At 67.7% G+C, this 24,509-nt stretch carries 22 protein-coding genes; 10 read left to right on the top strand and 12 right to left on the bottom strand.

From position 1 onward, the window contains the following. Positions 1-23: 23 nt before the first annotated feature. The gene (locus Q4G14_RS03900) at positions 24-908 is read right to left on the bottom strand and encodes a LysR family transcriptional regulator (RefSeq protein ID WP_303360411.1); all 885 of its coding nucleotides are present in this window, start codon (positions 906-908) and stop codon (positions 24-26) included. A 108-nt stretch (positions 909-1,016) separates the two neighbouring features. Here Q4G14_RS03900 and Q4G14_RS03895 point away from each other — a divergent pair, with 108 nt between their 5' ends. Then, a complete protein-coding gene (locus Q4G14_RS03895) occupies positions 1,017-2,516 on the top strand; it encodes a pseudouridine synthase (RefSeq protein WP_303360410.1) in 1,500 nt (499 codons plus the stop codon). On the opposite strand, the gene hemP is transcribed toward Q4G14_RS03895, so the two are convergent. Both hemP and Q4G14_RS03885 read right to left on the bottom strand, forming a co-directional pair. Continuing rightward, positions 2,517-2,684, bottom strand: coding sequence for a hemin uptake protein HemP (gene hemP, locus Q4G14_RS03890; RefSeq protein ID WP_303360409.1), 168 nt, complete (start codon positions 2,682-2,684; stop codon positions 2,517-2,519). A gap of 99 nt (positions 2,685-2,783) precedes the next feature. Continuing rightward, the gene (locus tag Q4G14_RS03885; protein ID WP_303360408.1) at positions 2,784-3,746 is read right to left on the bottom strand and encodes a zinc ABC transporter substrate-binding protein; all 963 of its coding nucleotides are present in this window, start codon (positions 3,744-3,746) and stop codon (positions 2,784-2,786) included. A 139-nt stretch (positions 3,747-3,885) separates the two neighbouring features. Here Q4G14_RS03885 and Q4G14_RS03880 point away from each other — a divergent pair, with 139 nt between their 5' ends. From Q4G14_RS03880 to Q4G14_RS03865, 4 genes are all read left to right on the top strand, one after another. Beyond that, positions 3,886-4,311, top strand: coding sequence for a Fur family transcriptional regulator (locus Q4G14_RS03880; protein WP_303360491.1), 426 nt, complete (start codon positions 3,886-3,888; stop codon positions 4,309-4,311). After that, complete coding sequence (locus Q4G14_RS03875) at positions 4,308-5,099, top strand: metal ABC transporter ATP-binding protein (RefSeq protein ID WP_303360407.1); 792 nt, start codon at positions 4,308-4,310, stop codon at positions 5,097-5,099. Before Q4G14_RS03880 ends, Q4G14_RS03875 begins: the two co-directional genes overlap by 4 nt. Beyond that, entirely contained in the window at positions 5,092-5,874 is a 783-nt protein-coding gene (locus tag Q4G14_RS03870) for a metal ABC transporter permease (protein WP_303360490.1), read from the top strand. The genes Q4G14_RS03875 and Q4G14_RS03870 overlap by 8 nt, the downstream gene beginning before the upstream one ends. 163 nt (positions 5,875-6,037) lie before the next feature. Next, complete coding sequence (locus tag Q4G14_RS03865; RefSeq protein WP_303360406.1) at positions 6,038-6,247, top strand: hypothetical protein; 210 nt, start codon at positions 6,038-6,040, stop codon at positions 6,245-6,247. A gap of 222 nt (positions 6,248-6,469) precedes the next feature. Here Q4G14_RS03865 and Q4G14_RS03860 read toward each other — a convergent pair whose 3' ends face one another. From Q4G14_RS03860 to Q4G14_RS03845, 4 genes are all read right to left on the bottom strand, one after another. Beyond that, the gene (locus tag Q4G14_RS03860; protein WP_303360405.1) at positions 6,470-7,135 is read right to left on the bottom strand and encodes a YjbF family lipoprotein; all 666 of its coding nucleotides are present in this window, start codon (positions 7,133-7,135) and stop codon (positions 6,470-6,472) included. After that, positions 7,132-9,330, bottom strand: coding sequence for a YjbH domain-containing protein (locus tag Q4G14_RS03855; protein ID WP_303360404.1), 2,199 nt, complete (start codon positions 9,328-9,330; stop codon positions 7,132-7,134). Before Q4G14_RS03855 ends, Q4G14_RS03860 begins: the two co-directional genes overlap by 4 nt. Before the next feature lie 127 nt (positions 9,331-9,457). Beyond that, positions 9,458-10,309: a hypothetical protein gene (locus Q4G14_RS03850; protein WP_303360403.1), complete on the bottom strand. Its 852-nt coding sequence runs from the start codon at positions 10,307-10,309 to the stop codon at positions 9,458-9,460. A gap of 108 nt (positions 10,310-10,417) precedes the next feature. Next, complete coding sequence (locus Q4G14_RS03845; RefSeq protein WP_303360489.1) at positions 10,418-11,800, bottom strand: L-serine ammonia-lyase; 1,383 nt, start codon at positions 11,798-11,800, stop codon at positions 10,418-10,420. 263 nt (positions 11,801-12,063) lie between these two features. Between Q4G14_RS03845 and dusB the strand changes: the two genes are divergently transcribed. The 5 genes from dusB to Q4G14_RS03820 all read left to right on the top strand — a co-directional run bounded on the left by dusB (position 12,064) and on the right by Q4G14_RS03820 (position 19,435). Continuing rightward, a complete protein-coding gene (dusB, locus tag Q4G14_RS03840; RefSeq protein WP_303360402.1) occupies positions 12,064-13,101 on the top strand; it encodes a tRNA dihydrouridine synthase DusB in 1,038 nt (345 codons plus the stop codon). Then, the gene (locus tag Q4G14_RS03835) at positions 13,098-14,204 is read left to right on the top strand and encodes a nitrogen regulation protein NR(II) (RefSeq protein ID WP_303360401.1); all 1,107 of its coding nucleotides are present in this window, start codon (positions 13,098-13,100) and stop codon (positions 14,202-14,204) included. The genes dusB and Q4G14_RS03835 overlap by 4 nt, the downstream gene beginning before the upstream one ends. A 12-nt stretch (positions 14,205-14,216) precedes the next feature. Next, a complete protein-coding gene (locus tag Q4G14_RS03830) occupies positions 14,217-15,713 on the top strand; it encodes a response regulator (protein ID WP_303360400.1) in 1,497 nt (498 codons plus the stop codon). Positions 15,714-15,788: 75 nt separating this feature from the next. Beyond that, entirely contained in the window at positions 15,789-18,047 is a 2,259-nt protein-coding gene (locus Q4G14_RS03825; protein WP_303360399.1) for a PAS domain-containing sensor histidine kinase, read from the top strand. Beyond that, complete coding sequence (locus tag Q4G14_RS03820) at positions 18,044-19,435, top strand: sigma-54 dependent transcriptional regulator (RefSeq protein ID WP_303360398.1); 1,392 nt, start codon at positions 18,044-18,046, stop codon at positions 19,433-19,435. Before Q4G14_RS03825 ends, Q4G14_RS03820 begins: the two co-directional genes overlap by 4 nt. 102 nt (positions 19,436-19,537) lie before the next feature. Here the strand turns inward: Q4G14_RS03820 and Q4G14_RS03815 are convergent, their stop codons facing one another. Genes Q4G14_RS03815 through Q4G14_RS03795 form a run of 5 tightly spaced genes read right to left on the bottom strand, consistent with a single transcriptional unit; the run spans position 19,538 to position 24,486 of the window. After that, complete coding sequence (locus tag Q4G14_RS03815; RefSeq protein ID WP_303360397.1) at positions 19,538-20,620, bottom strand: BMP family ABC transporter substrate-binding protein; 1,083 nt, start codon at positions 20,618-20,620, stop codon at positions 19,538-19,540. Positions 20,621-20,645: 25 nt separating this feature from the next. Beyond that, positions 20,646-21,530: an ABC transporter permease gene (locus Q4G14_RS03810; protein ID WP_303360488.1), complete on the bottom strand. Its 885-nt coding sequence runs from the start codon at positions 21,528-21,530 to the stop codon at positions 20,646-20,648. A gap of 12 nt (positions 21,531-21,542) precedes the next feature. Next, positions 21,543-21,899 carry a hypothetical protein gene (locus Q4G14_RS03805; protein WP_303360396.1) on the bottom strand — a complete coding sequence of 119 codons (357 nt, stop codon included), beginning with the start codon at positions 21,897-21,899 and terminating at the stop codon, positions 21,543-21,545. Then, a complete protein-coding gene (locus Q4G14_RS03800; RefSeq protein WP_303360395.1) occupies positions 21,896-22,972 on the bottom strand; it encodes an ABC transporter permease in 1,077 nt (358 codons plus the stop codon). The genes Q4G14_RS03805 and Q4G14_RS03800 overlap by 4 nt, the downstream gene beginning before the upstream one ends. Next, positions 22,969-24,486, bottom strand: a complete 1,518-nt coding sequence (locus Q4G14_RS03795; RefSeq protein ID WP_303360394.1) for an ABC transporter ATP-binding protein — start codon at positions 24,484-24,486, stop codon at positions 22,969-22,971. Before Q4G14_RS03795 ends, Q4G14_RS03800 begins: the two co-directional genes overlap by 4 nt. Positions 24,487-24,509 lie beyond the last annotated feature (23 nt).

Raw genomic sequence — 24,509 nt, 5'->3', positions numbered from 1 at the left:
TAATTGCAGGTAGTTTGATAAGGTTAGTCTATCGCCTCTGAGCCATCGTCAATCGTCGCCCCTGCTTCCAGCAGCGCGGCGACGATGGGCGGCTGCGGGTCGCGGTCGGCCACGACAAGGCCGACCATCTGCCCCGCAGCGCCCGGCAGATCACGGGCATGGACCCCGGCAGGCAGCGGCAGGCCCTGCGCCAGCGCGCGGGGCAGAACCGCTGCCCATTGGCCGGTCGCCACATGCGACAGGATCGCCAGCATGGAATTGCTTTCGATGCGCGGGGCCGGGGCGGGGCCATGTGCCGCCAGATGCGCCGATACGATGCGCCGGTTCTGCATATCGGGGGTCAGCAGGCACAGGGGGCGGGCGGCGGCCTCGGCCCAGTCGGCGGGTCCGGTGCCGCTGCCCCGGTCGATCAGGCAATAGCTTTCGCGATACAGCGGGCGGACCTGCACCCGGCCCAGCGGCTCGTTTTCCAGATAGGTGACGCCTGCATCCAGTTCCAGCGCGGCGATCTGGTCGCGGATTTCGTCGGATGACCGCGACAGGATGGTGACGCCCGCATCGGGATGCGCGGACAGAAACGGCGTGGTCAGCGCGGCGATGCGCGGCATGGCGGTGGGGATCACGCCGATGCGCAGCCGCCCGGTGATGCCGCGCCGCATGGCGGCCATCTCGGCCTCTAGCGCGCGGGCATCGCCGACGATCCGCCGCGCCCAGCCCAGCACCCGTTCGCCCTCGGGCGTCAGGCCCTGAAAGCGGCTGCCGCGCCGGACCAGTTGCACGCCCAGCTGATCCTCCAGCGTTTTCAGCGCCGATGACAGCGACGGCTGCGTAATCCCCAGCGATTCGGCGGCGCGGCCAAAGTGACGCTCGCGGGCCAGAACCATGAACATGTTAAGACGGTCGATCATGGCCCGGATCATGGCTGCGTGAACGACGAAAGGAAACGCTTTCCTTTGTGGCGCGTTAAGCGTAACGCAGGTTCTTTACCACCGCAGCGATGCGCAGGAGATTTCGCCATGACCGACCAGACCCCCGAAACGCCCGATACCCCCGAAACCGGCCCCGCCAGCAATGGTGAACGCATCGCCAAGGTGATGGCCCGCGCCGGTGTCGCCAGCCGCCGCGAGGCCGAGCGGATGATCGTCGAAGGCCGCGTGGCCGTGAATGGCACCGTCATCAACAGCCCGGCGCTGGATATTCTGCCCACCGACCGGGTGACGGTCGATGGCAAAAAGCTGGACGAGCCGCAGGAAACCCGGCTGTGGATGTATTACAAACCCGTCGGGCTGGTCACATCGGAATCGGATGAAAAGGGCCGCCAGACCGTCTTTGACGCGCTGCCCCGCGATCTGCCCCGCGTGATGAGCGTGGGCCGGCTTGACCTGAACTCCGAAGGGCTGCTGCTGCTGACCAATGACGGCGAGCTGAAGCGGCGGCTGGAACTGCCCGCGACCGGCTGGCTGCGGCGCTATCGGGTGCGCGTGAACGGCCAGCCAAGCGAGCTGACCTTTGATCCCCTGCGCCGCGGTGCCACCATCGACGGCGAGGATTTCGCCCCGATGGAGATCCGCCTGGACAGCCAGCAGGGCGCGAACGCCTGGCTGACCGTCGGCATCCGCGAGGGCAGGAACCGCGAAATCCGCCGTGCGATGGCGCATGTCGGGCTGATCGTGAACCGGCTGATCCGCATCGCCTATGGTCCCTTCCGCCTGACCGGGATGGAGCCGAACGAGGTGCGCGAAATCAAGCGCCGCGTGCTGCGCGACCAGTTGGGCGGCCTGCTGACCGGCGAAGAAGACGAAGCCCCCGCCGCCCGCCGCTTTGGCGACAAACCCCGCTTTGGCGACCGCCCGCCGCGCGAGGATGGCGACCGCAAGCCCCGCTTTGGCGACCGCCCGCGCCGCGAAGACGGCGACGCCCCGCGCAAACCGCGCGCCTTTGGCGACCGCCCGCCGCGCGAGGATGGCGACCGCAAGCCCCGCTTTGGCGACCGCCCGCGCCGCGAAGACGGCGACGCCCCGCGCAAATCGCGCAGCTTTGGCGACCGCAAGCCCCGCTTTGGCGACCGCCCGCGCCGTGAAGACGGCGATGCCCCGCGCAAGCCGCGCAGCTTTGGCACCGGCCCGCGCCGTGACGGCGATGGGGCCCGCGATTTTGGCGACCGGCCGCGCAAACCGCGTCCGCTGGACAGCGACCGCAAACCCCGCGCCTATGGCGACGACCGCCCCCGCCGCGAGGATGACGACCGCCCGCGCAAGCCCCGTGATTTCGCCGGCCCGCGTAACAGCGAGGGCGACACCCCGCGCAAACCCCGCTGGAGCAAAAACGGCCCGCGCCGCGAGGATGGTGAAGGTCCGCGTAAACCGCGCGCGTTCGGCTCTGGCCCACGTCGCGAAGATGGCGATGGTCCGCGCAAGCCGCGTTTTGGTGGTCCGAAAGGGGCCGGTCCCAAGCCGGGCGGCCCCAAGGGGCGCCCTCGGGGCGAGGGGAAACCGCCGAGGGCGCCGCGGGGCTGATTACTTGGTCAGGATCAGCTTGCCCGCACGGGTGATGCGCAGGGTATAGACCTGATCGCCCAGCACGATCAGCGCCTGGTTGCCCCCGCGCGTCAGTGCGTTCGCATCGTGTTGGGGCAGCGCCGCCAGATTGGCCAGCGCAAAATCAACATTGGAATGGACAGTCATGGCAGGCTCCTTTTGCGTCTATGTGAAAGACTGACCAATTCTGTCTGGAATGTCAAAGTATTTTTGTAAGGATTTATCTGCATGGCGTTCTGCCGCCTGTCAGGGCGTGGATTCCAGGCACCCGGCCAGCGCATCTGCCAAGCCCGCCAACATCGCCGGATACAGATCTGCGCCCTGATTCTGCGCCGTGCCTTCCGGGTCCAGCGGTGCGCCGGTGCGAATCGCCGTGCCCTCGGTGATGGCGGCGATCAGGCGGGGATTGCTGATCGGCTCGGGGAAGATGCAGGCGATGTTCTGCGCGCCGATCTGTTCCCGGATCGCCGCAATCTGCGCCGCCGAGGGTGCCGCCGCATCGCCCAAAGACACCGGAATCGCGGGTGTCAGCCCATAATGCCCGGTGAAATAGCCATAAGCATCGTGCATGACGACAAAGGGCTTGCCCGCGACCGGGGCCAGTTGCGCGGTGATCCGGGCGTCCAGTTCCTCGATTCGCGCGGCTGCGGCCTGCGCATTGGCGGCATAGGCTGCGGCGTTTTCCGGGTCGGCGGCGGTCAGCGCATCGCGAATCGCTGCCAGCCAAAGCTGCGCATTATGCGGGTCCAGCCATGCGTGGGGATCGGTGCCGCTGTGATCGTGGCTGTGGTCATGGCCGTGATCGTGGGCATGGCTGTGGTCGTGGTCGTGGTCGTGGCTGTGATCGTCATGCGGGTGATCCTGCCCGCCGGCCGCAAAATCCTGCCGATGCGTGCCCTGAACCTGCAACAGGGCCAGCGAATTGCCGCGCGTGATCTGTCCGGCGGCGCGATTCAGCCATGGCGTCATCTCTGGCCCGACCCAGATCAGCAGGCCCGCCGCCTGCAAGGCCGCCGCATCCGAGGGGCGCAACTGATAGTCATGCGCATCGGCGCCCTGCGGCAGCAACACATGCGGCGCGCCCAGATCGCCCATCACCATCGCCACCAGCGATCCGGTCACGGGCAGGTCGGTCACGATGGCGGGCGGCGCGGCCAGGGCGGCGCTGGTGGTGCAGGTCAGGGCAAGGATCGCAGGAAAAAGGCGCATGGTTGTCTCGGCTTCTTGTGAGTGTGGGCCGGGTTGAATAGGTTACAAAGTAACAAGTCAAGCTGATTGTGATAATATAACGATGACGCAAGCCGACCCTTTCGCTCCGCACGATCACGCCGCCTGCGCGCGCGATACCATGCAGGCGGCCATCGCCCGCGCCGAGGATGCGGGCGCGCGGATGACCCCTGTCCGTCGCCGGACGCTGGAAATCCTGCTGGAATCACACCGTGCCATGGGCGCTTATGAGGTGCTGGACCGGCTGGCCGCCGATGGTTTCGGCAAACAGCCGCCGGTGGCCTATCGCGCGCTGGAATTTCTGGTGGAACACGGGCTGGCGCATCGGGTGCAGCGGCTGAACGCCTTTGCCGCCTGCCTGTCGCCGGGCCACGACCACGCGCCGGCCTTTCTGATCTGCCGGTCCTGCAACCGCGTGGCCGAATCGGATGCGCCGCAGGTGCGCGCCGCGCTGGCTGAGGCCGCTGCTGCGCAGGGATTCGCCATCGAACGCAGCACCATCGAGGCGCTGGGCCAGTGCAGCGCCTGCGCCGGGGCCGGGGTATGAGCGCGCCGCTGATCGCCGCCGAGGGGCTGACCGTGCTGCGCAGCGACGGCACCGGCAGCGTGCTGAGCGGCGTCGATTTCAGCATTGCTCAGGGTGAAATCGTGACCGTGGTCGGGCCGAACGGATCGGGCAAATCCTCGCTGATCCGGGCCTTGCTGGGGCATATGCCGCTGGCGGCGGGGCAGGTGCGGCGGGTGCCGGGGCTGCGCATCGGCTATGTCCCGCAGCGGGTGCATATCGACGCCGCGATCCCGATGACCGTGCGCCGGTTTCTGTCGCTGCCGCGCCGGGTCAGCGATGCGCAGGCCGAGGCCGCGCTGGCCCGCACCGGGGTCGAGGGGCTGGGGCCGCGCCCGATCACGCAACTGTCGGGCGGGCAGTTCCAGCGCGTCCTGCTGGCGCGCGCGCTGTTGGCCGACCCGCAACTGCTGGTGCTGGACGAGCCGACGCAAGGGCTGGATCAGCCGGGCATCGTCGCCTTTTACAAGCTGATCGAGGATGTGCGGCGCGACACCGGCGCGGCGGTGCTGATGGTCAGCCATGATCTGCTGGTGGTGATGCGCGCCTCGGACCGGGTGCTGTGCCTGAACGGCCATGTCTGCTGCGAGGGCACGCCGCAGGCCGTCAGCAGCGCGCCGCAATACCGCGCCCTGTTCGGCGCCGGGGCCGAGGGCACGCTGGCGCTGTATCAGCACCACCATGACCACGATCACGACCATCTGCACGATGGCCACGATCACCACCACCATCCTTATCCTCACGATCACGCGCAGGTGCCCCATGCTTGACGATTTCATGGCCCGCGCGGTGCTGGCGGGTCTGGGGTTGGTGCTGGCGACCGGGCCTTTGGGCTGTTTCGTGGTCTGGCGGCGGATGGCCTATTTTGGTGATTCGATTGCCCATGCGGCAATTCTAGGTGTGGCGATCAGTTTTGCCTTTGGTGTGTCGGTTTATCTGGGCACGCTGGGGGTGGCGCTGGCGATGGCGTTGGTGGTGACGACACTGGCCGGGCGCGGGCATTCGATGGATACGCTGCTGGGGGTGATGGCGCATTCCGCGCTGGCTTTTGGTCTGGTTACGGCCAGTTTCGTGCCGGGGCTGCGCACCGATCTGTCGGCCTTTCTGTTCGGCGATATTCTGGCCGTCGGGCGCGGTGATCTGGCGTGGATCTGGGGCGGGTCGCTGGCGGTGCTGGCGCTGCTGGTCTGGCGCTGGCAGCGGCTGGTCAGCGCCACCGTGAACGAGGAGCTGGCCATGTCGTCGGGCATCGACCCGCGTTTTGAACGGCTGGTGCTGGCGCTGGCGCTGGCGCTGGTGGTGGCACTGGCGATTCGCATCGTGGGCGCGCTGCTGATTTCGGCGCTGCTGATCGTGCCCGCGGCGGCGGCCCGTGGCCTGACCCGCACGCCCGAAGCCATGGCGCTGGCCGCATCGGCCATCGGCGCATTTTCGGTCGTGGCAGGGCTGGCCGCCAGCCTGCGGCTGGACACGCCGGCCGGCCCGTCGATCGTCGTGGCCGCCGCGATCTGCTTTGCTGTCGGATCGCTGTTGCGGCGGGGTTAAGCGCCGCAGCGGCGCTGCATGGGGTGAAAAGCGGTCTGGCTATTATGCAACAGTGGCGGAAAGCGGCTGATGCGGCGGACCAAAGTCGCTTTTCAAGCGTCCGGCTTTGTGCAAGTGTCCGCTTGATGTTGCTGGGAACGGCAGCTTTCAAAAGAAACGGAGCATGATCATGACCAAATTTGCTACTTTTGCCGTCGCCCTCGGCCTGACCGCTTCTTCGGCTCTGGCCGGTGGCTACGTTGCCCCCGTCGTTGAAGTCGAGCCGGTTATTGTTGAAGAGCGTGCTGCTTCGACCAACCCCGGCCTGGTGATCCCGGCCCTGCTGCTGCTGGGTGTCATCGCCGCCGTTGCTTCGGACGACGACGACAGCTGATAATGGGATACAGATCGGTTCGCCGATCTGGTTCCAAAGGGCTGGCCTTGTGCCAGCCCTTTTACATTTCTGCACCAGATTTCCGCCAGTCTCCCCTATGCGGGTCATTGTCCGCTGCGCACCGCTGACCAGAACTAATCCGTCACGCAGTGCCGTCTTAAGCTGGCCCGTTGCACCTGCCGCATGAAAAAACCGGCCCAAAGGCCGGTTTCTGATACGCTGTCAGGGGCGCAGGGTTTCGATGGTGATGTAACCCAGCCCCGGCCCGGCCCATTGGCGCGACACCATGATCTGGCCGTTCTGCACGATATAATTGTTCTGGAACCGCGCGCCGTGCCCGTCGCAGGTTTCGATGGTGACGCCGGGTGCCGGACCCGGCCCGACCTGACAGGTGAACTGCAACGGCCGTTCCAGCCCGTCGCCGCTGTAGATGCGCAGCACCCGCTGGCCGCTGCCCGACCGCCCGGCGCGGATCAGGGCCTCGGTCCGGGCTTCGGTCACGGACAGGTCGTTGCCCAAGCCGCGCGTGCCCGACAGCATCCCGCCGCGCAGGATCAGCGCCTGCTGCGAACTGGTCATATAGGTGCGCATGGCCCCGTTCTGGCCGGTCATCGCCATGATCTGGGTCTGGCCCAGCGATTCAAAGCCCGCGCGAATCAGCGGTGCGGGGTTGACGCGCAAGGCCTCGGCGGCGGCCTGTTGCGCCGTGCGGGCCGGGGCGGCGGGCTGTTCGGGTTCGGAGGCCCGGCGCGCGGCCACGGCCTGTGTCGCGGTGCGCGCCAGAATGCCCAGGGGGCTGGCCCCGGATTCGTCGCCGCTTTCGTTGCTGCACGCGGCGGTCAGGCCGATCAGCGCGGTCAGCACCGCGATCTTGGTTGCGCGGATCATCGCCAGAACCTCCCCCAGCCTTCATAGAGTTTCACGGAATGGCTGTCGCGGATGGTGTCATACAGCCGGTCCTGCACCTCAAGCCGGGCGCCGCCGTCGCGGGACAGCGACCGGATCGTGCTGCTGGCGCGGTTGCGTGACGGCTGGCCGGTGGCCCAGCTGATCGGGATCGACAGCGACACGCCCTTGTCGAACGAGCCTTCGCCGAATTCCTCGGCGCTCATGTCGGTTTTGGTGGCAAAGGCGCCGATCCGCCAGCCATTGGCGAACTCGCGGGTGACGGTGACGGTCGCGCCGGTGTCGCCCGCCAGATAGCGGCCCACATCCAGTTGCGCGGTATAGCCCTGTGCGAATTCGTAATAGGCCGAGACATGGCCGGTGGTGACTTCGTAATCACGAAAGCTGAACAGCCCGTCAAAGTCGCGCTTGCGCACCCGGTTCACCTCGACCCCGATGGCCAGCGGCGAATCGACCCGTTTCCACAATACTTCTGCCGACACGCCGCCATAGGCGCGTTCCAGCAGGCCGCCGGTGACGCGGGTGTAGACGTTCTGCGCCGGATGGGCGAACCAGGCCAGCGTCAGTTCCGGGATCGTGGGGCTGTCGTTGCCGGTATACATCCGCGTATCCGAGCGCACCCGCTGCACCCCCTGCGGCGTGACCTCAAGCGAGGGATCGGCTTCGTATTGGTCGGCGCTGTAATGTTCGCCGCGCTGACCGGGGATGCCCGGCCCGCGCTGGTCGGTATTGCCGATGACGCGCTGACGGATCTTGCCAGACAGCACCAGCCCCGGCGTGATTTCGTAACGCGCCCGCGCCTCGGCCCCGGCCTCATAGCGCAAGGGTTCCTGCGGATCGAACAGGCCGATGTCCAGATACGGCCCGACGCGCCAGCGCAGCCGGGGGAACAGGTCGGGCGTCTGCACCAGCCCGGCGGGATAGGGCACGGCATCGGTCAGGCTGGCCACGGCGGCGATCTGCCCGGCCTCGGTGTTTTCCAGCCGCTCGACATCGCTGCGCCGCAATGTGACGGACGAGGCGGGCATCCCGTTCGCGGATGAGGTAATCACCAGCGTTTCCACCGAGGGCGGCAGGGCGCGGGTCATCAGCCGGGCGGTGCGGCCAATCGCCTCGGCCTGCTGGATGTAACGCTGGTTGCGGATGCGCACCTCGGCCCGGTTGCCGGTCAGGACCATGGTTTCCAGCAACTGCCCCTCTTTCGACAGAGCATCGGCCAGCGCGGTCTGGATCGCGGGCTGCGCGGTCGGATCGGCGGCCCATTGCCCCGACCAGCCTTCCGGGTCGGCGGCGGGGGCCGGGCGGGCGCGGACCGGCGCGGGTGCCTTTTCCAGACCCGAAGGGTAGGGTGCCTCGCGCGGGTTCAGCGCAAAGGAAAACTGCGCGCCGATGGTGTCGCCGCCGATGGTGTAAAGCCCGGCCTGATAGCCGCGCCCGAAATTGTAATAAGCGCCAAAGTTCAGGTGGCTGCCCGGTTCCTTGTCGCCCTGCTGGATGTCCCAGCTTTGGTTGCCGCGTTTGTGGATGGCGCGATAGGTGTCGTTGGAATATTCGGCCACCAGCGTCAGCCGGTCATTGGCCTGCCACGCGACCGAGGCAAAGGGCTTGGCGCTGCCCCGGAACCAGTCATCGACGCGCGGCTTGCCGCCTTCGTCATCGACATCCAGCGTGCGCGGATTGCCCGCCAGCGTGCCCCAGCCCACCCCGACCGAGGCGCTGAGCCGTGGCGTCAGGGTTTTGGTGGCAACGATATATTCGCCGGAATAGACCCCGGTGCCCATAAAATCCTGCAAGCCGATGGCCACGGCGGGGCGCCAGCCGTCGCGGTCTTCGTCCAGCGCCTGAAAGCGCAGGTCGAAGGAACGGTCCCAGATATGGCCCAGATCGTTGTGATCGCCCACGCCCTCGATCCGGGAATAGCGCAGCACGGTGGTCAGGCGCGGCATGGCCTGAAACACCACATTGTTGCGCTGCGCATAGTCGGATTTGGAAATCGTCGCGCCAAGGGTGCCGTCGGGCAGGCGCTGTGCGGTAGGCGTATCGACACCGCCGGGCAGGCCATAGCTGTTCATGACCTGCGCGGGCTGCGCCAGCGCGATGCCCGAGGGGGTGCCGGCGATGATCGCCACAGGCAGGGTGGAGGCCATAAGGTGGCGAAACAGGCGGGATCGGGGCATGGGCTGTCCTTCGTCGGCGGCGGCGCGGGCCGGATGACCCGGTTTTATGACAGGTGGCGGCCCGTGTCAGCCCGCCCTGTATCGGTCTGCCCTGTGGCGGGCGGGCCGGATGATATGCTGCGGATCGTTATTCCGCAAAAGGCGAGGTCAGCATCGGCGGCAGTTCCGGCGTCAGCGGTGACGAGGGAGCCTGCGCCGGTGCTGGCGTGGCCGGTGCGCTGGCAGCAGCAGGTGCCGCCGGTTCCGCCGCCGGTGCCGGAGTGGCGGGCGTGGCCGGTGCCGGTGCCGCCGGGGTGGTCGGAGTGGCAGGCGTTGCCGGTTCTGCCGCGGGTGGGGTCGCCGGTGTGGTGGCTGTCGAGGGCGCGGGCGTCGCCGGGGTTTCCGCTGCTGGCGTCGTCGCCGGGCGCGATGCGGGGGCCGGGGTTGCGGCCGGGCGGGTTGCCGCAGGGCGGCTGGTGGTGGCGCGGGCAGCCGGTTGCGGAGCCGGGCGCGGCAGGGTGCGGGCCTCGGCCGGGGCGGCGCAGCCGCTCAGCGTGCGGCCACCGGCGCGCAGGCTGGCGGTCATCGGCGCATTGCCGCAGGCGGTGCCACGGATGGTCAACGCAAAGGGGGCGCCGTCCAGCACGCCGACATATTCAACGCCGCGCGCGAAAACCAGACGGTTCACCGCCACGCTGCGCGGGTTGCCGCCGCGCCGGTATTGCGCCACGTCGCCCTGAATCTCGACCGACCAGCCCTCGCCCTGCGCCATGAAGGACCGGGTGTCCACGGTGCTGGCCTCGGCTGTGGCGACGGCGCGCTGTTCGGCGCCCGCGATCTCGATCGGCTGTTGCAGGGGCGATACCTCGGGCGGGCGCGGCGGGCCTGCCGGTTCCTCGGTCGCAGCCGGGTCTTCGGCGGGTTGGCGGCTGAGGCCGGCCATGTCGCAGGCTGCCAGCGCAAAGGGCAGAACGGCCAGTGCGGCCAGACGCATCTTCATATCAATATCCCCCGAAAATCCGGTCTGTTTTGCAACAGCGTTACAAAGCCGCGCCACGCCCGTCCAGCGCAAAGCGGGGCAGGCGGCGGGGATCGGTGAATATCCGCTTCAACAGTTCGGCACATTCACCGCCAGACCACCCAGCGAGGTTTCCTTGTATTTTTCCGACATGTCCACGCCGGTCTGGCGCATGGTTTCGATGGCGGCATCCAGCGGCACGAAATGCGTGCCGTCGCCGCGCAACGCCAGCGATGCCGCCGACACCGCCTTGATCGCGCCCAGACCGTTGCGTTCGATGCAGGGCACCTGCACCAGCCCGCGCACCGGATCGCAGGTCATGCCAAGGTGATGTTCCAGCGCGATTTCGGCGGCGTTTTCGATCTGCTGCGGGGTGCCGCCCAGAACGGCGGCCAGACCGGCAGCGGCCATGGCGCTGGCCGAACCCACCTCGGCCTGACAGCCGCATTCGGCACCCGATATGCTGGCGTTGTGTTTAATCAGCCCGCCGATGGCGGCGGCGGTCAGCAGGAAATCGGGCAGGACGCGTTCGGATGCACCGGGCACATGATCCAGCCAGTAACGGATCACGGCGGGCACCACTCCCGCCGCGCCATTCGTCGGCGCGGTGACGACCTGCCCGCCGGCGGCGTTTTCCTCGTTCACGGCCATGGCATAGGTGGACATCCAGTCGTTGATGACATGTGGCGCGGTCAGGTTCATGCCGCGTTCGGCGATCAGGCTGTCGCGGATGCCCATGGCCCGGCGGCGGATCGACAGCCCGCCGGGCAGGATGCCGCCGGTGTTCAGCCCGCGCTCCATGCAGTCGCGCATCACCTGCCAGATGCGGTTCAGGCGCTGGTCGATCTCGGCCTCGCTGCGATGCACCCGCTCATTGGCGCGCTTCATCTGCGCGATGGATTTGCCCGACTGTTCGGCCATTTCCAGCATCTGCGCCGCGCTGGCAAAGGGGAACGGCACCTTGGGCGCATCGTCCGAGCGGGTGTCGTCGCCGCGTGCGGCCAGTTCTGCCTCGGTCAGAACAAAGCCGCCGCCGATGGAATAATAGGTCTGCTGATAGATGACGTCGCCCTGCGCATCGGTCGCCGCCAGAATCATGCCGTTCGCATGGCCGGGCAGGGCAGGGCCGAAATCGAAGGTCAGGTCGGTTTCGGGATCAAAGCGCAGGTCCGGCAGCCCCTCGGGCGTCAGGGTCTTGGTGTCGCGGTTGGCGGCCAGCGCGGCCTCGGCGGCATCGGCATCCAGCGTTTCGGGCACGAACCCGGCCAGCCCCAGAATGGTGGCACGGTCGGTGGCATGGCCGCGCCCGGTAAAGGCCAGCGATCCGTGCAGGCTGGCGCGCAGCCCGTGGGCGCGGAACGGCTGTTCGCGCAGCGCCGCCAGAAAGCGCGCCCCGGCAACCATCGGTCCCATCGTATGCGAGGACGAAGGGCCAACGCCCACCTTGAACAGATCGAACACGGACAGGAACATGCGGCCTCGGGTCTGGGGAAAGAGATGGCGAACAGGCGTATCAGACCATGCGCCGGGTCGTGCGGCCAGTCCGAATGCGACCTGACGGGCGGGGCGATGCGACATGGCCGCAGCGCCGATCTGTCAGCTTTTTGCCGAAAAAACCGGCAGAATGCGCGGAAAACGGGCGGTCGGGGGTTTCCTGCGCGGCGGTTCTGCCCATATCCCGGTAGTGCGCTGGACCCCGCGGCAGGGCGGGGCGATGCAATGCCAAAGGATCAAGAATGCCGCGATACGCCCCGATCACCCTTGGTGACTTTGCCCTGACCTCGCCGGTGTTTCTGGCGCCGATGGCCGGGATCACCGATCTGCCCTTTCGCCGCGCTGTGCAGCGCCATGGCGGTGCCGGGCTGATGGTCAGCGAGATGGTGGCCTCGACAGAGATGGTCACGCCCCGCCCCTCGACCCGCGCTGCCGTGCGCGCCAAGGCCCTGACCGAAGGCCACGCGCCCGTCAGCGTCCAGATCGCCGGGCGCGAGGCCGGGGCGATGGCCGAAACCGCGCGCATCGTGGCGGACATGGGCGCGCGGGTCATCGACATCAACATGGGCTGCCCGGCGAAAAAGGTGACGGGCGGCCTGTCGGGCGCGGCGCTGATGCGCGATCTGGATCTGGCGCTGTCGCTGATTGCTGCCGTCCGCGATGCGGTGACGGTGCCGGTCACGGTCAAGATGCGGCTGGGCTGGGACGGCGATTGCCTGAACGCGCCCGAACTGGCCCGGAGGGCGTGCGATGCGGGCGTGGCCATGCTGACGGTGCATGGCCGCACGCGGGCGCAGTTCTATACCGGGCAGGCCGATTGGGCGGCGATCCGCGATGTGGCGAACCTGCCGGGGCGCCCCCCCTTGGTCGCGAATGGCGACGTGGTGAATGCCGCCAGTGCCCGCGCGGCGCTGGATCAGTCGGGGGCCGAGGCGGTGATGGTCGGGCGAGGGGCGCAGGGTGCGCCCTGGCGGCTGGCGCAGATCGCGCATGAGCTGTGCGGCACGCCCGCGCCGGTCATTCCACGAGGCGCGGCGCTGGCCGATGCGGTGGCGGCGCATTACGATGACATCCTGTCGCTGTATGGGCGCGATCTGGGCCTGCGCGTCGCGCGCAAGCATCTGGGCTGGTATGCCGATGCCAACCGCGCCGATCCTGCGGGCCGCGCGGCGCTGATGCGCGCGCCGGACCCGGCGGCGGCCATGGCGCTGATCCGCTCGGTCTATGCCGATGCGGCGGGCGATCCCGATGCCGATCCCGTGACGCGGGGTGCCGCATGACGCCCGTCCCGCCCGGTTCAAGACCGCCCCCCGGCCCCGTCTTTCCCGGCGCGGAATGGGAGGCGCTGCCGCTGCCCGCGCTGATCCTCGATGCCGAGGGGCGGGTGCTGGCCATCAACGAAGCGGCCGAGGTCTGGCTGAACCTGTCGCGCCGCAGCCTGCTGGGCAAGCCGCTGGACGCGGGCGACAAGGCCGACCGGCTGCGGATCGACCCCTCGCCCGTGCCGCTGATCGCGCGGGTCTTTGCCACCGACGACGGGCAGATCCTGCCGGGGGTGCGCTTTGACATCGGCGACCGGGCCGGGCGGCATCGGTCGCGCACCGGCAGGCTGCACATCGCGCGCGCGCCGCGCGGCGTGGGGGTGACGCTGATGATCGTGCCCGAGATCGGCGCCGATCAGCGCAAGGTCAAGACAGCGGCCCGCAGCGCCATCGGCATGGCCGAAATGCTGGCGCATGAGATCAAGAACCCGCTGGCGGGTATTCGCGGCGCGGCGCAGTTGATGGCGATGAACGCCTCGCCCGAGGATCGCGAGATGGCGGAAATGATCGTCGCTGAATCGCGCCGCATCGTGTCGCTGCTGGATCAGGTGGAACGGTTCGGCGATACCTCGCCGCCGCATCAGGTGGCGGTGAATGTGCATGACGTGCTGGAACGGGTGCGCCGGTCCGCGCAGGCGGGCTTTGCGCGCGGGCTGGTGCTGGTGCCGGAATACGACCCCTCGTTGCCGCCTGCGATGATTGATGCGGATCAGATGACGCAGGTCTGCCTGAATCTGGTGAAAAACGCCGCCGAGGCGATCACCGCATCGGGCATCGGCGGCACCATCCGGCTGCGCAGCCTGTATGACGGCGGCGTCCGGCTGGCCGGGCCGGTCAGCCGCCCGCTGCCCTTGCAGATCGAGATCGAGGACGACGGCCCCGGCCTGCCGCCCGAAATCGCCGATCAGGTGTTCGAACCCTTTGTTTCCGGGCGTGAAAACGGCACCGGGCTGGGGCTGGCGCTGGTCAGCAAGATCATCACCGATCATGGTGCCGCCATCCGGGTCGAATCGCGCCCCGGCCGCACGCTTTTCCGTATTTCACTGCCCAAAGCCGTTTAGAAAGGATATGCCATGGACGGAACGGTTCTGATTGCCGACGACGACCGCACCATCCGCACCGTCTTGACGCAGGCGCTGACGCGCGCGGGATGCCGCGTTCACGCCACCGGATCGCTGACGCAGCTTGCCAAATGGGTCGAGGAAGGGCGCGGCGATCTGGTCATCACCGATGTGATGATGCCCGACGGCAATGGCATCGACCGGATACCCGCCATGCACAAGGCGCGGCCCGACCTGCCGGTGATCGTGATCTCGGCGCAGAACACCATCGTCACCGCCATCCGCGCGACCGAGGCGGCGGCGTTTGATTACCTGCCCAAGCCGTTCGACCTGCCCGAGCTGATGGCCAAGGCGGGGCAGGCGCTGTCGCGCCGTCCGCGCCGCCGGCCCGACCCTGCGCCCGATGCCGCTGCCGCCGCTGCGCTGTTGCCCGCCGATGGGGTGACGGTGATGACGGGCGAAGGTGCCGCCCCCGGCGCGCCGCTGCCGCTGATCGGGGCTGCGCCCGCCATGCAGGCGCTGTTTCGGATGGTGGCGCGGGTGCTGAACGCCGACCTGCCGGTGATGATCGCGGGCGAGGCGGGCGTCGGCAAGACCATGGTGGCGCGCTCGTTCCATGATCTGTCGGAACGCGCGGATCGCGGCTTTGCCGTGCTGACGGCGGCGGATGCGGGGGATGCCGCCATCGCTGCCGCCGCCGGGCGGGCCGCCGGGGGCACGCTGGTCATCGAAAACCCGGTCGGGTTCGACAGCGCCGCGCAGGCCCGCCTGATCGGCATGATCGAGGGCTGGGAATCCGGTCAGGGCGCGGATCGTGCGCCGCGCATCGTGTCCACCACCGGGCCTGATCCGCAGGCCGATGTCGCCGCAGGCCGGTTGCGCGCGGATCTGTATTACCGGCTGGCCGGGGTGACGGTGGCCGTGCCGCCCTTGCGCGCCCGCGTCGATGACATCCTGCCGCTGGCGCGTCACCTGCTGACCCGCGCCGCCGCGCAGGGCCTGCCCGAGCGCAGCCTGTCCGACGAAGCCGCCGCCCTGCTGCGCGCGCACCCCTTTCCCGGCAACGTGCGCGAGCTGGAAAACCTGACCCGCCGTCTGGCGCTGACCGCCAGCTCCGCCGCCATCAGCGCCGCCGAAGTGCACGAGGCGCTGGCCCAGTCCACCGCCTATGGCGTGCCTGCCGGTCTGGGCGGCGAGGGGTTGGCGCAGGGCGGGCAGGCTGCGGCCAGCGTCACCGCCTCGCCCCCGCCCGCAGGGGCGAGGCTGTCGGATTCGGTCGAGGCGCATCTGCAACGCTATTTCGACCTGCACGGCGATGCGCTGCCGCCTCCGGGGCTGTATGACCGCATTTTGCGCGAAATCGAAAAGCCGCTGTTGCAGGTGGCGCTGGATGCGACCGGCGGAAATCAACTGCGGTGCGCCGATCTTTTGGGGATCAACCGCAATACGTTGCGCAAGAAACTGACCGATCTGAATATCGAGGTGACAAGGCGCCGCAAACTGATGTAAAACCGCCACATGTGACAGCGGCACCGTATCGCCGCTGCAACAGGTAACGCCGCACAAGACGGCGGGGCGGGGCAGATGACAGGCCGTTTGGCAAGCACGACACGGAACAGGCTGGCGCGGTTGCGCCGTCACCGCCGCCTTGTGAACGCGGGGGTGTTCCTGCTGTTCGCCGTGGGTGTGGCGCTGGTCGCGGCAACGGTTCTGGTGCTTGGCCCGTTCAGCGCGCGGGCGCAGGGGCGCGTGCTGCGCTTCGTGCTGCTGCTGGACCTGCTTTACCTGATCGTGCTGATCGGCATCGTCGCCGCGCGTCTGGCGCGGCTGGTCAGCGACCGCCGCTCTCTTGCCACCGGATCGCGGCTGCATACGCGGCTGGTCGCCATCTTTACCGGCCTGACGCTGGTGCCCACGGTTCTGGTGGCGATCATGGCCGGGTTTCTGGTGAACGTCGGGCTGGAGGCGTGGTTTTCCGACCGGGTGCAACAGGTCGTCACCACCTCGCAGGCCGCGGCCGAGGCCTATCACGACGAACACCGCCGCGATCTGACCGAGGACGCGCTGGCGCTGGCCAGCGTGCTGACCCGCGCGGGCCGCGCCAACCCGCTGATCGAAGACGGCGTGCTGCGCGAATTGCTGGCGCAGGGGCAGGGGTTGATCCAGCGCGGCCTGCGTGAAGCCTATATCATCGACGGCGCGGGCACGATCCGGGCGCGCGGCGAACGCAGCTATCTGTTCTGGTATGAACAGCCTGACCCCGCCGAACTGGACAATGCGCAGGCCAACGGGCTGGTGCTGTCAGAGGACTGGCCCAACAACGAATATCGCGCGCTGGTGTCGCTGTCGCCGCTGGCCGACCGCTATCTTTATGTGACCCGCGACGTTGACGGGCGGCTGCTGGGCCTGCTGGATGATACCCGCGCCACCGTGGGCGAATACCGCCAGCTTGAACAGACGCGCGGGCGGCTGTTAGCGGAATTTTCGGCGGTTTATGTCGGCTTTGCGTTGTTGCTGGTGGCTGCGGCGATCTGGCTGGGCTTTTGGTTCGCCTCGCGCCTGTCGCGGCCCATCGGTCTGCTGGCCGAAGCCAGCGAAGAGGTCGGCGGCGGCAATTTCGATTTCCAGATCCCCGAACCCGACACCGGGGATGAAATCCAGACCCTTGGCGAGGCCTTCAACCGCATGACCCGGCAGTTGAAAACCCAGCGCGAGGAACTGATCGAAAGCTATCGCAGCAGCGATGAACAGCGGCGGCTGTTCGACAATGTGCTGTCATCGGTCACTTCGGGCGTCATCGGGCTGGATGCGGCGGGCGAGATCGACTTTCTGAACCGCTCGGCCACGCGGCTGCTGGGGCTGGATGCGGCGCGCGATATTGATGCGCTGCTGGCTGTGGCGGTGCCGGAATTTGCGCCGCTGTTCGAACGCCTGTCGTCATCCGTGGCCGAAACCGTTCAGGACGAGGTGCGCCTGAACCGGCAGGGCCGGGTCGAAAGCCTGCTGGTGCGCATGGCCGTGCGCCGGGCTGCGGGCGGCGGGGTCGAAGGCTATGTGGTGGCCTTTGACGATGTGACCGAACTGGTCAGCGCGCAGCGTATGGCGGCATGGGGCGATGTCGCCCGCCGCGTCGCGCATGAGATCAAGAACCCGCTGACGCCGATCCAGTTGTCCGCCGAACGCCTGCGCCGCAAATTCGGTGCCCTGGCGGGCGAGGCCGACCGCGCCGCGCTGGATCAATATGTCGATGTCATCATCCGCCAGACCGGCGACCTGCGCCGTATCGTGGACGAGTTCAGCCGCTTTGCCCGGATGCCCGAACCCGACCGCGCTGAAACCGACCTTGCCCGGCTGCTGCGCGATTCCGTGCTGATGCAGCAGGATGCGCTGAAAGGCGCGGTGCAGGCCGATATTCCCGATGCGCCGGTGATCGTCGATTGCGATGCGGGGATGATGACGCAGGTCTTTACCAACCTGCTGAAAAACGCCGGCGAAGCGGTCGAGGAACGCGCCGCCGACGCGCCTGAGGGCTGGCAACCGCGCATCACCGTGCATATGGACGCCGCCCCCGATGCCGTCACCATCGGCATTCAGGATAACGGCATCGGTCTGCCTCAGGACCGCACCCGCCTGTTCGAACCCTATGTGACGATGAAATCGCAGGGCACCGGCCTTGGCCTGCCGATCTGCAAAAAGATCGTCGAGGAACATGGCGGCAGCCTGACCCTTTCCGATGCCGAAGGCCAGCCCGGCGCTTTGGCCGAAATCCGCCTTCCGCGGGAACGCAACCCGGTGCGCGGAACCGCGCGCCGCCACAAACAAGAACAGACAGGCACGACATGAGCGACATCCTGATCGTCGATGACGAACGCGACATTCGCGAACTGATCGCGGATATTCTGGGCGACGAGGGCTTTCAGACCCGCACCGCCGCCAATTCAGACGAGGCGATCAGCGCGCTGAACGCCGCCGAACCGGCGCTGATGATTCTGGACATCTGGCTGAAAGACAGCCGCATGGACGGCATCGACATCCTGAAACAGGTCAAGCGCAACAACCCCGAGGTGCCGGTGGTCATCATTTCGGGCCATGGCAATATCGAAATCGCCGTCGCGGCGATCAAGCAGGGCGCCTATGACTTTATCGAAAAGCCCTTCAACATCGACCAGTTGATGGTCGTCATCAACCGCGCGATGGAAACCAGCCGTCTGCGCCGCGAAAACAGCGCGCTGAAAAGGGGCGATCCGCGCGGGGCGGAAATGCTGGGCAATTCCGCCGCCTTCCGCCGCTTGCGCGACAATCTGGACAAGGTGGCGAAATCAAATGGCCGGGTGATGCTGACCGGCGAACCCGGCGCGGGCAAGGAACTGGCCGCCCGCTATGTCCACCAGCACAGCCCGCGCGCGGATGCGCCCTTTGTCACCGTGCCCTGCGCCTCGATCGCGCCCGACCGCATGGAAGAAGTGTTGTTTGGTCGCGAAACCCCCGAACGCGGGATCGAGCCGGGCCTGCTGGAACAGGCCCATGGCGGCGTGATCTATTTCGACGAAGTGGCCGATATGCCGCTGGGAACCCAGCCCAAGATCCTGCGCGTGCTGACGGAACAGCAGTTTCAGCGGGCGGGCGGGGCTGACAAGGTGCGGGTCGATCTGCGCGTCATTTCGTCCACGCATCGCGACCTGTCCACGGAAATCGCCGCCGGGCGGTTCCGGCAGGAACTGTTCGACCGGCTGAACGTGGTGCCGGTCGTGGTGCCTGCGCTGTCCGACCGGCGCGACGACATCGGCCCGCTGGCCAGCCATTTCATCGACCGCTTTCACGAAGAACAGGGCCTGCCTGCCCGCGAACTGCCCGATGAAACCGTGGCCGCGCTGCAAGCGATGCGCTGGCCCGGCAATATCCGGCAGTTGCGCAACGTGATCGAGCGGGTGCTGATCCTGGGCGACGGCACCGGCCCGATCCAGCCCGCCGAACTGGAACCGCAGGGGGCCACGCCCGATAACAGCGAAACCCTGTCGCTTGGCCCGCAGATCACCGCCATGGCCCTGCGCGAAGCACGCGAGATGTTCGAGCGTGAATACCTGCTGGCCCAGATCAACCGCTTTGGCGGCAATATCAGCCGCACCGCGCAATTCGTCGGGATGGAGCGCAGCGCCCTGCATCGCAAGCTGAAATCGCTGGGTGTCGTCGGCGGCGTGCGCGGCGATGATGACGAGATCAGCGGCAAATAACCGCGCCGTCACGCCCGCGCCAGCCGCCCGGTTGCGCAGGGAAAAGCCCGGCCGTCAGGGCCGGGCTGATGGGGCGCGGCGGCCCCGTGTCGCGGGATGCGATCAGTTCGGCATCGCGGCGGTGATGCCCTCGACGTAGAAATTCATCCCCGCCAGTTCCTGATCCGAGGCAACCTGCCCTTCGGCCAGCCAGTCGCTGCCGTCCTGCTTTTTCAGCGGGCCGGTAAAGGGGTGATAGTCGCCCGCGGCGATCTGGTCGCGCAGCGCCTCGGCCTCGGCCTTGACCTCGGCGGGCACGGCGTCGGTGATCTCGCCGATGACGACCTCGCCATCACCGATGCCCAGCCAGACGCTTTGGCTTTCCCAGGTGCCGTCCAGAACCTGACCGACGCGCCGGATATAGTAGGGGTCCCAGTGGTCGATGATGGATGCCACACGCGGGTTGGGGGCAAAGTTCGACATGTCGGATGCCTGCCCAAAGCCCAGAACCCCGGCTTCCTGCGCCTTGGCCAGCGGCGCGGTGGAATCGGTGTGCTGCATGAACACGTCCACGCCTTCGGCGATCAGGGCGGCGGCGGCGTCGGCCTCTTTTGCGGGGTCGAACCAGCTATAGACCCAGACCACCCGCATTTCGACATCCGGGTTGACCTTTTTGGCGTGGATATAGGCCGAGTTGATGCCCTGAATCACCTCGGGGATCGGGAAGGAACCGATATAGCCGATCTTGTTCGTTTCGGTCATCCGGCCCGCCATGGTGCCGATCACCGCCCGGCCTTCGTAAAAGCGCGCGTCATAGGTGGATACGTTTTCCGCCGTCTTATAGCCGGTGGCATGTTCGAATTTCACATCCGGGAACCGCTGCGCGACGTTGATGGTGGCGTCCATGAACCCGAACGAGGTGGCAAAGATCAGCTTGTTCCCGGCCAGCGCAAGCTGGGTCAGCGCGCGTTCGGCATCGGCCCCTTCGGGAACGGATTCGATAAAGCTGGTTTCCACCCGGTCGCCATATTCCGCCTCGACCGCCTGCCGGGCCAGATCGTGCTGATAGGTCCAGCCGCCATCGCCCACCGGGCCGACATAGATAAAGCCGACCTTCAGCGGTTCGTCCTGCGCCAGCGCGGGCAGGCCCATGGCCAGCACGGCGGCGGCGATGGTGCCGGATTTCAGCATGGTTCTGCGTTTCATGTTGTTTACCCTCTCTGTTGGCGCGCTATCGCAGCGCGTGGAAATTCTGGCCCAGCGATGCGGGCGCGCCGCCACCTGCGCGGCGGCTGTATTTCTGCCGGGCTGAAATCAGCACCAGCACGATGATCGTGGCAAGATAGGGGGCCATCGACAACAGTTGCACCGGCACGGCGGCCCCGGCGGCTTGCAGCCGCAGTTGCAGCACGGTGACGCCGCCAAACAGCCACGCCCCGGCCAGCACACCCAGCGGCGTCCAGCCCGCAAAGACGACGATGGCCAGCGCGATCCAGCCCGCGCCCGCCGTCATGCCCTCGGTCCATTGCAGCACGGTTGCGATGGAAATGAACGCCCCGCCCATCCCGGCCATCGCGCCGCCGAACATGATCGCGCCCATCCGCACCCGCCGCACCGGATAGCCCAGCCCGTGCGCCGCCTCGTGGTTTTCGCCGACGGCGCGCAGGATCAGCCCGGCGCGGCTGCGCGACAGGAACCACCAGATCAGCGGCACCATCGCCAGCCCGACCCAGATCATCCAGTTCAGCCCCAGCGGGCCGGCGGCCATCGCGGGCGCCTTGACCCCTTCATAGCTGCGCCCGAACATGGCGGCCAAACCCAGCCCGAACAGCGTCAGCGCAAGGCCGGATGCGACCTGATTGGCCAGCAGATATTGCGTCACCACCCCGAACAGCACCGACACGGCCGCCCCCGCAACCGCCGCCGCGACAAAGCCGATGAACGGATTCCCGGTGACATAGGCGGCGGCGAACCCGGCCAGCGCGCCGGTAATCATCATCCCCTCGACCCCGAGGTTCAGAACGCCCGCGCGTTCGGCCACCAGCTCGCCCAGGGCGGCGAACAGGATCGGGGTGCTGGCGGCCAGCAGCATCGGCAAAAGCGTGGCAAGGTTCATCATGATGTCATCCTATCCACCCAGATTGCCGTATGCGATCATCAGGCAAGTCAGTGCAACACCGGACCAAAAGCCGGCGATCAGCGTCCAGTGCGCCCGTATGGGCGATTCGGGTTCAGGCTCGGGTTGGCGACCGATCGCTTGGTGCCACAGCCAGCGCAGGGCGTAAAACGGTCCAAGAACCAAGAGCCACCCCAGCAGATGATACAACAGGGCAAAGACGATGACCCCGGCGATGATAAGCAGCGCGTCCTGAACTGAACTCCGCAGCGCCAGCATGATAAAAATGCCCGGCGCAAAGCCGAGAAACATCCCGTAGAGCACGGCCCCGATGAACTTCAGCGGCGAGGGAAGGGGCGCATCGGTCATGCGGCCTTCCCCCAGCGGATGCGGAACCGGGTCAGCAGGTCGAAGGCCAGCAGAAAGAACAGCAGCATCCCCTGAAACACCTGCACGCTGGCGGCGGGCAGGTTCAGCATCAGTTGCGCCAACTCGCCGCCGATATAGGTCAGCGCCAGCAGCAGCCCGGCCAGCAGGATGCCGACCGGATGCAGCCGCCCCAGAAAGGCGACGATGATCGCGGTAAAACCGTAGCCGACGCCGATCTTGTCGGTGATCTGCCCGGCGGGGCCTGCGGCCTCGAACAGCCCGGCCATCCCGGCCAGCGCGCCCGACAGGCCAAGGCAAAAGGCCACCAGCACCTGCGGCCTGACCCCGGCAAAGCGGGCCGCGCGCGGGGCCAGACCGGCGGCGCGGATATGCAGCCCGCGGATGTGGCGATCCATCAGCAGCCATGTCGCCAGCACGGCAATGGCGGCGGCGATCACGCCCCAATGCGCGCCGGTGCCCGCGATCAGTTCCGGGTTTGCGGCGGCGGGGTATTGTTGCAGGTTGCGCGATCCGGGAAAGCCGAATCCTTCGGGGTTTTTCATCGGGCCAAAGGCCATCCATGCGGCCACCCGCTGCGCCACATAGACCAGCATCAGCGATACCAGAATCTCGGATGCGCCGAACCAGTTCTTCAGCAGGGCCGGAATCATGCCCCAGGCCCAGCCCCCGGCGGCACCCGCGATGACCATGGCCGGGAAAATCCACCAGCCCGGCGCGGGATACATGGCCAGCGCCACCGCCGCGCCGCAGATCGCGCCGATGATATACTGCCCCTCGGCCCCGATGTTCCAGATCCCGGCGCGAAAGCCGACCGCCAGCCCCGATGCGATCAGGATCAGCGGCGCGGCCTTTATCAGCAATTGCGGCCGGGAATAGCTGGCCGCCGCGCCGAACAGCGGGTCCCAGAAGATCGTGCGGATCGCCGCCACCGGGTCAAAGCCCATCAGCGCGAACAGCAGCCCGCCGGTCAGCATCGTGGCCAGCACGGCGGCGACCGGCGCGCCGAACTGCCACAGGCGCGAGCCTTCGCGCCGGGGTTCCAGCCGGATCATATCCGCGCCTCGGCCATGCCATGCGCCCCGCCCAGCATCAGGCCGATCTGATCCAGCGTCAGCCCCTCGGTCGGGCGGGGTTCGGACAGGCGGCCTTCGTTCAGGGCGCAAAAGCGGTCAGACAGTTCCATAAGCTCGTCCAGATCCTGAGAGATGACGATGGCGCCCGCCCCCCCGCGCGCCAGATCCAGCAGCGACTGACGGACGGCGGCGGCGGCACCGGCATCCACGCCCCATGTCGGCTGGTTCACCACCAGCACGCGGGGCTGTTGCAGAACCTCGCGCCCGATGACGAATTTTTGCAGATTGCCGCCCGACAGCGCCCGCGCGGCGGTGCCGGGGCCGGGGGTGCGCACGTCGAAATCGCGGATCACCCGTTCGGCAAAGGCGCGGGCCGCGCCCCGGTCGATCAGCCCGCCGCGCAACAGCGACTGGCGCTGCGCGGCGGTCAGGATGGCGTTGTCGGTCAGGCTGAAGTCGGGCACGGCGGCATGGCCCAGCCGGTCTTCCGGCGCGGCCAGCAGCCCGGCGCCGCGGCGTGCCTCTGGCCCGGCTTGCGACAGGTCGCGCCCCTCCAGCATGATGGTGCCGGGGCGCGCTGTGACCTCGCCCGACAGGGCGGCCAGCAGTTCCTCTTGCCCGTTTCCGGCCACGCCGCCGATGCCCAGAATCTCGCCCGCGCGAAGGGTCAGGGTGATGTCGCGCAGGGCCGTGCCCTCGGCCGTGGGGGCGGGCCGCGACAGCGCGCGCACCGCCAGCAGATCCGCGCCCGGCTGACGCCCGCTGCGGTCGATCCGGCGCATTTCCGCGCCCACCATCATCGCCGCCAGTTCCCGCGCCGAATGCTGGCGCGGATCGACCGAGCCGACCACCCGCCCGTGCCGCAGGATCGTGGCGCGGTCGCAATGGCCGCGGATTTCTTCCAGCTTGTGGCTGATATACAGAATCGCCGTGCCGCGATCGGCCAGCTTGCGCAGGGTGGAAAACAGCAGATCGGATTCCTGCGGCGTCAGCACGCTGGTCGGTTCGTCCATAATCAGCAGGCGCGGGTTTTGCAGCAGGCAGCGGATGATTTCGACCCGCTGCCGTTCGCCCGCCGACAGCGTGGCGACCAGCCGCCCCGGCACCAGCGGCAGGCCAAAGTCGCGGCTGACCTGCGCGATTCGCGCCGCCAGTTCGCGCCGGGGCGGCGGGTTTTCCATGCCAAGCGCCACGTTTTCCGCCACGCTCAGCGCATCGAACAGGCTGAAATGCTGGAACACCATGGCCACGCCAGCGGCGCGGGCGGCGCGCGGATCGGTGGGGGTATGGGGGCGGCCCGCCAGCTCCATCCGGCCATCGTCGGGGCGCACAAGGCCATAGATCATCTTGACCAGCGTCGATTTCCCGGCACCGTTTTCGCCCAGCAGCGCGTGGATTTCGCCGGGCGCGACGGTAAAGGACACGTCGTCATTCGCCCGGACACCGGGATAGGACTTGCCCAAGCCCTCTGCGCGAAAGATCGGCTGGTCCAAGCCTGCCCCCTGATGTTTGTCCG

The organism is Paracoccus sp. (in: a-proteobacteria) (assembly GCF_030538755.1).
Lineage (GTDB): Bacteria > Pseudomonadota > Alphaproteobacteria > Rhodobacterales > Rhodobacteraceae > Paracoccus.
Note: the sequence above shows the minus strand (reverse complement) of the source record. Positions and strands in the feature narration are given on the sequence as shown.

Bases quoted from the DNA above. Each gene is read 5' to 3' on its own strand.
- Q4G14_RS03830 (WP_303360400.1), top strand. From the start codon at position 14,217: ATGGACGGAACGGTTCTGATTGCCGACGACGACCGCACCATCCGCACC.
- Q4G14_RS03850 (WP_303360403.1), bottom strand. From the start codon at position 10,309: ATGAAGATGCGTCTGGCCGCACTGGCCGTTCTGCCCTTTGCGCTGGCA.
- Q4G14_RS03825 (WP_303360399.1), top strand. From the start codon at position 15,789: ATGACAGGCCGTTTGGCAAGCACGACACGGAACAGGCTGGCGCGGTTG.
- Q4G14_RS03870 (WP_303360490.1), top strand. From the start codon at position 5,092: ATGCTTGACGATTTCATGGCCCGCGCGGTGCTGGCGGGTCTGGGGTTG.
- Q4G14_RS03805 (WP_303360396.1), bottom strand. From the start codon at position 21,899: ATGACCGATGCGCCCCTTCCCTCGCCGCTGAAGTTCATCGGGGCCGTG.
- dusB (WP_303360402.1), top strand. From the start codon at position 12,064: ATGCCGCGATACGCCCCGATCACCCTTGGTGACTTTGCCCTGACCTCG.
- Q4G14_RS03880 (WP_303360491.1), top strand. From the start codon at position 3,886: ATGCAGGCGGCCATCGCCCGCGCCGAGGATGCGGGCGCGCGGATGACC.
- Q4G14_RS03845 (WP_303360489.1), bottom strand. From the start codon at position 11,800: ATGTTCCTGTCCGTGTTCGATCTGTTCAAGGTGGGCGTTGGCCCTTCG.
- Q4G14_RS03865 (WP_303360406.1), top strand. From the start codon at position 6,038: ATGATCATGACCAAATTTGCTACTTTTGCCGTCGCCCTCGGCCTGACC.
- Q4G14_RS03820 (WP_303360398.1), top strand. From the start codon at position 18,044: ATGAGCGACATCCTGATCGTCGATGACGAACGCGACATTCGCGAACTG.
- Q4G14_RS03810 (WP_303360488.1), bottom strand. From the start codon at position 21,530: ATGAACCTTGCCACGCTTTTGCCGATGCTGCTGGCCGCCAGCACCCCG.
- hemP (WP_303360409.1), bottom strand. From the start codon at position 2,684: ATGACTGTCCATTCCAATGTTGATTTTGCGCTGGCCAATCTGGCGGCG.
- Q4G14_RS03875 (WP_303360407.1), top strand. From the start codon at position 4,308: ATGAGCGCGCCGCTGATCGCCGCCGAGGGGCTGACCGTGCTGCGCAGC.
- Q4G14_RS03895 (WP_303360410.1), top strand. From the start codon at position 1,017: ATGACCGACCAGACCCCCGAAACGCCCGATACCCCCGAAACCGGCCCC.
- Q4G14_RS03835 (WP_303360401.1), top strand. From the start codon at position 13,098: ATGACGCCCGTCCCGCCCGGTTCAAGACCGCCCCCCGGCCCCGTCTTT.
- Q4G14_RS03860 (WP_303360405.1), bottom strand. From the start codon at position 7,135: ATGATCCGCGCAACCAAGATCGCGGTGCTGACCGCGCTGATCGGCCTG.
- Q4G14_RS03800 (WP_303360395.1), bottom strand. From the start codon at position 22,972: ATGATCCGGCTGGAACCCCGGCGCGAAGGCTCGCGCCTGTGGCAGTTC.
- Q4G14_RS03855 (WP_303360404.1), bottom strand. From the start codon at position 9,330: ATGCCCCGATCCCGCCTGTTTCGCCACCTTATGGCCTCCACCCTGCCT.
- Q4G14_RS03900 (WP_303360411.1), bottom strand. From the start codon at position 908: ATGATCGACCGTCTTAACATGTTCATGGTTCTGGCCCGCGAGCGTCAC.
- Q4G14_RS03885 (WP_303360408.1), bottom strand. From the start codon at position 3,746: ATGCGCCTTTTTCCTGCGATCCTTGCCCTGACCTGCACCACCAGCGCC.
- Q4G14_RS03815 (WP_303360397.1), bottom strand. From the start codon at position 20,620: ATGAAACGCAGAACCATGCTGAAATCCGGCACCATCGCCGCCGCCGTG.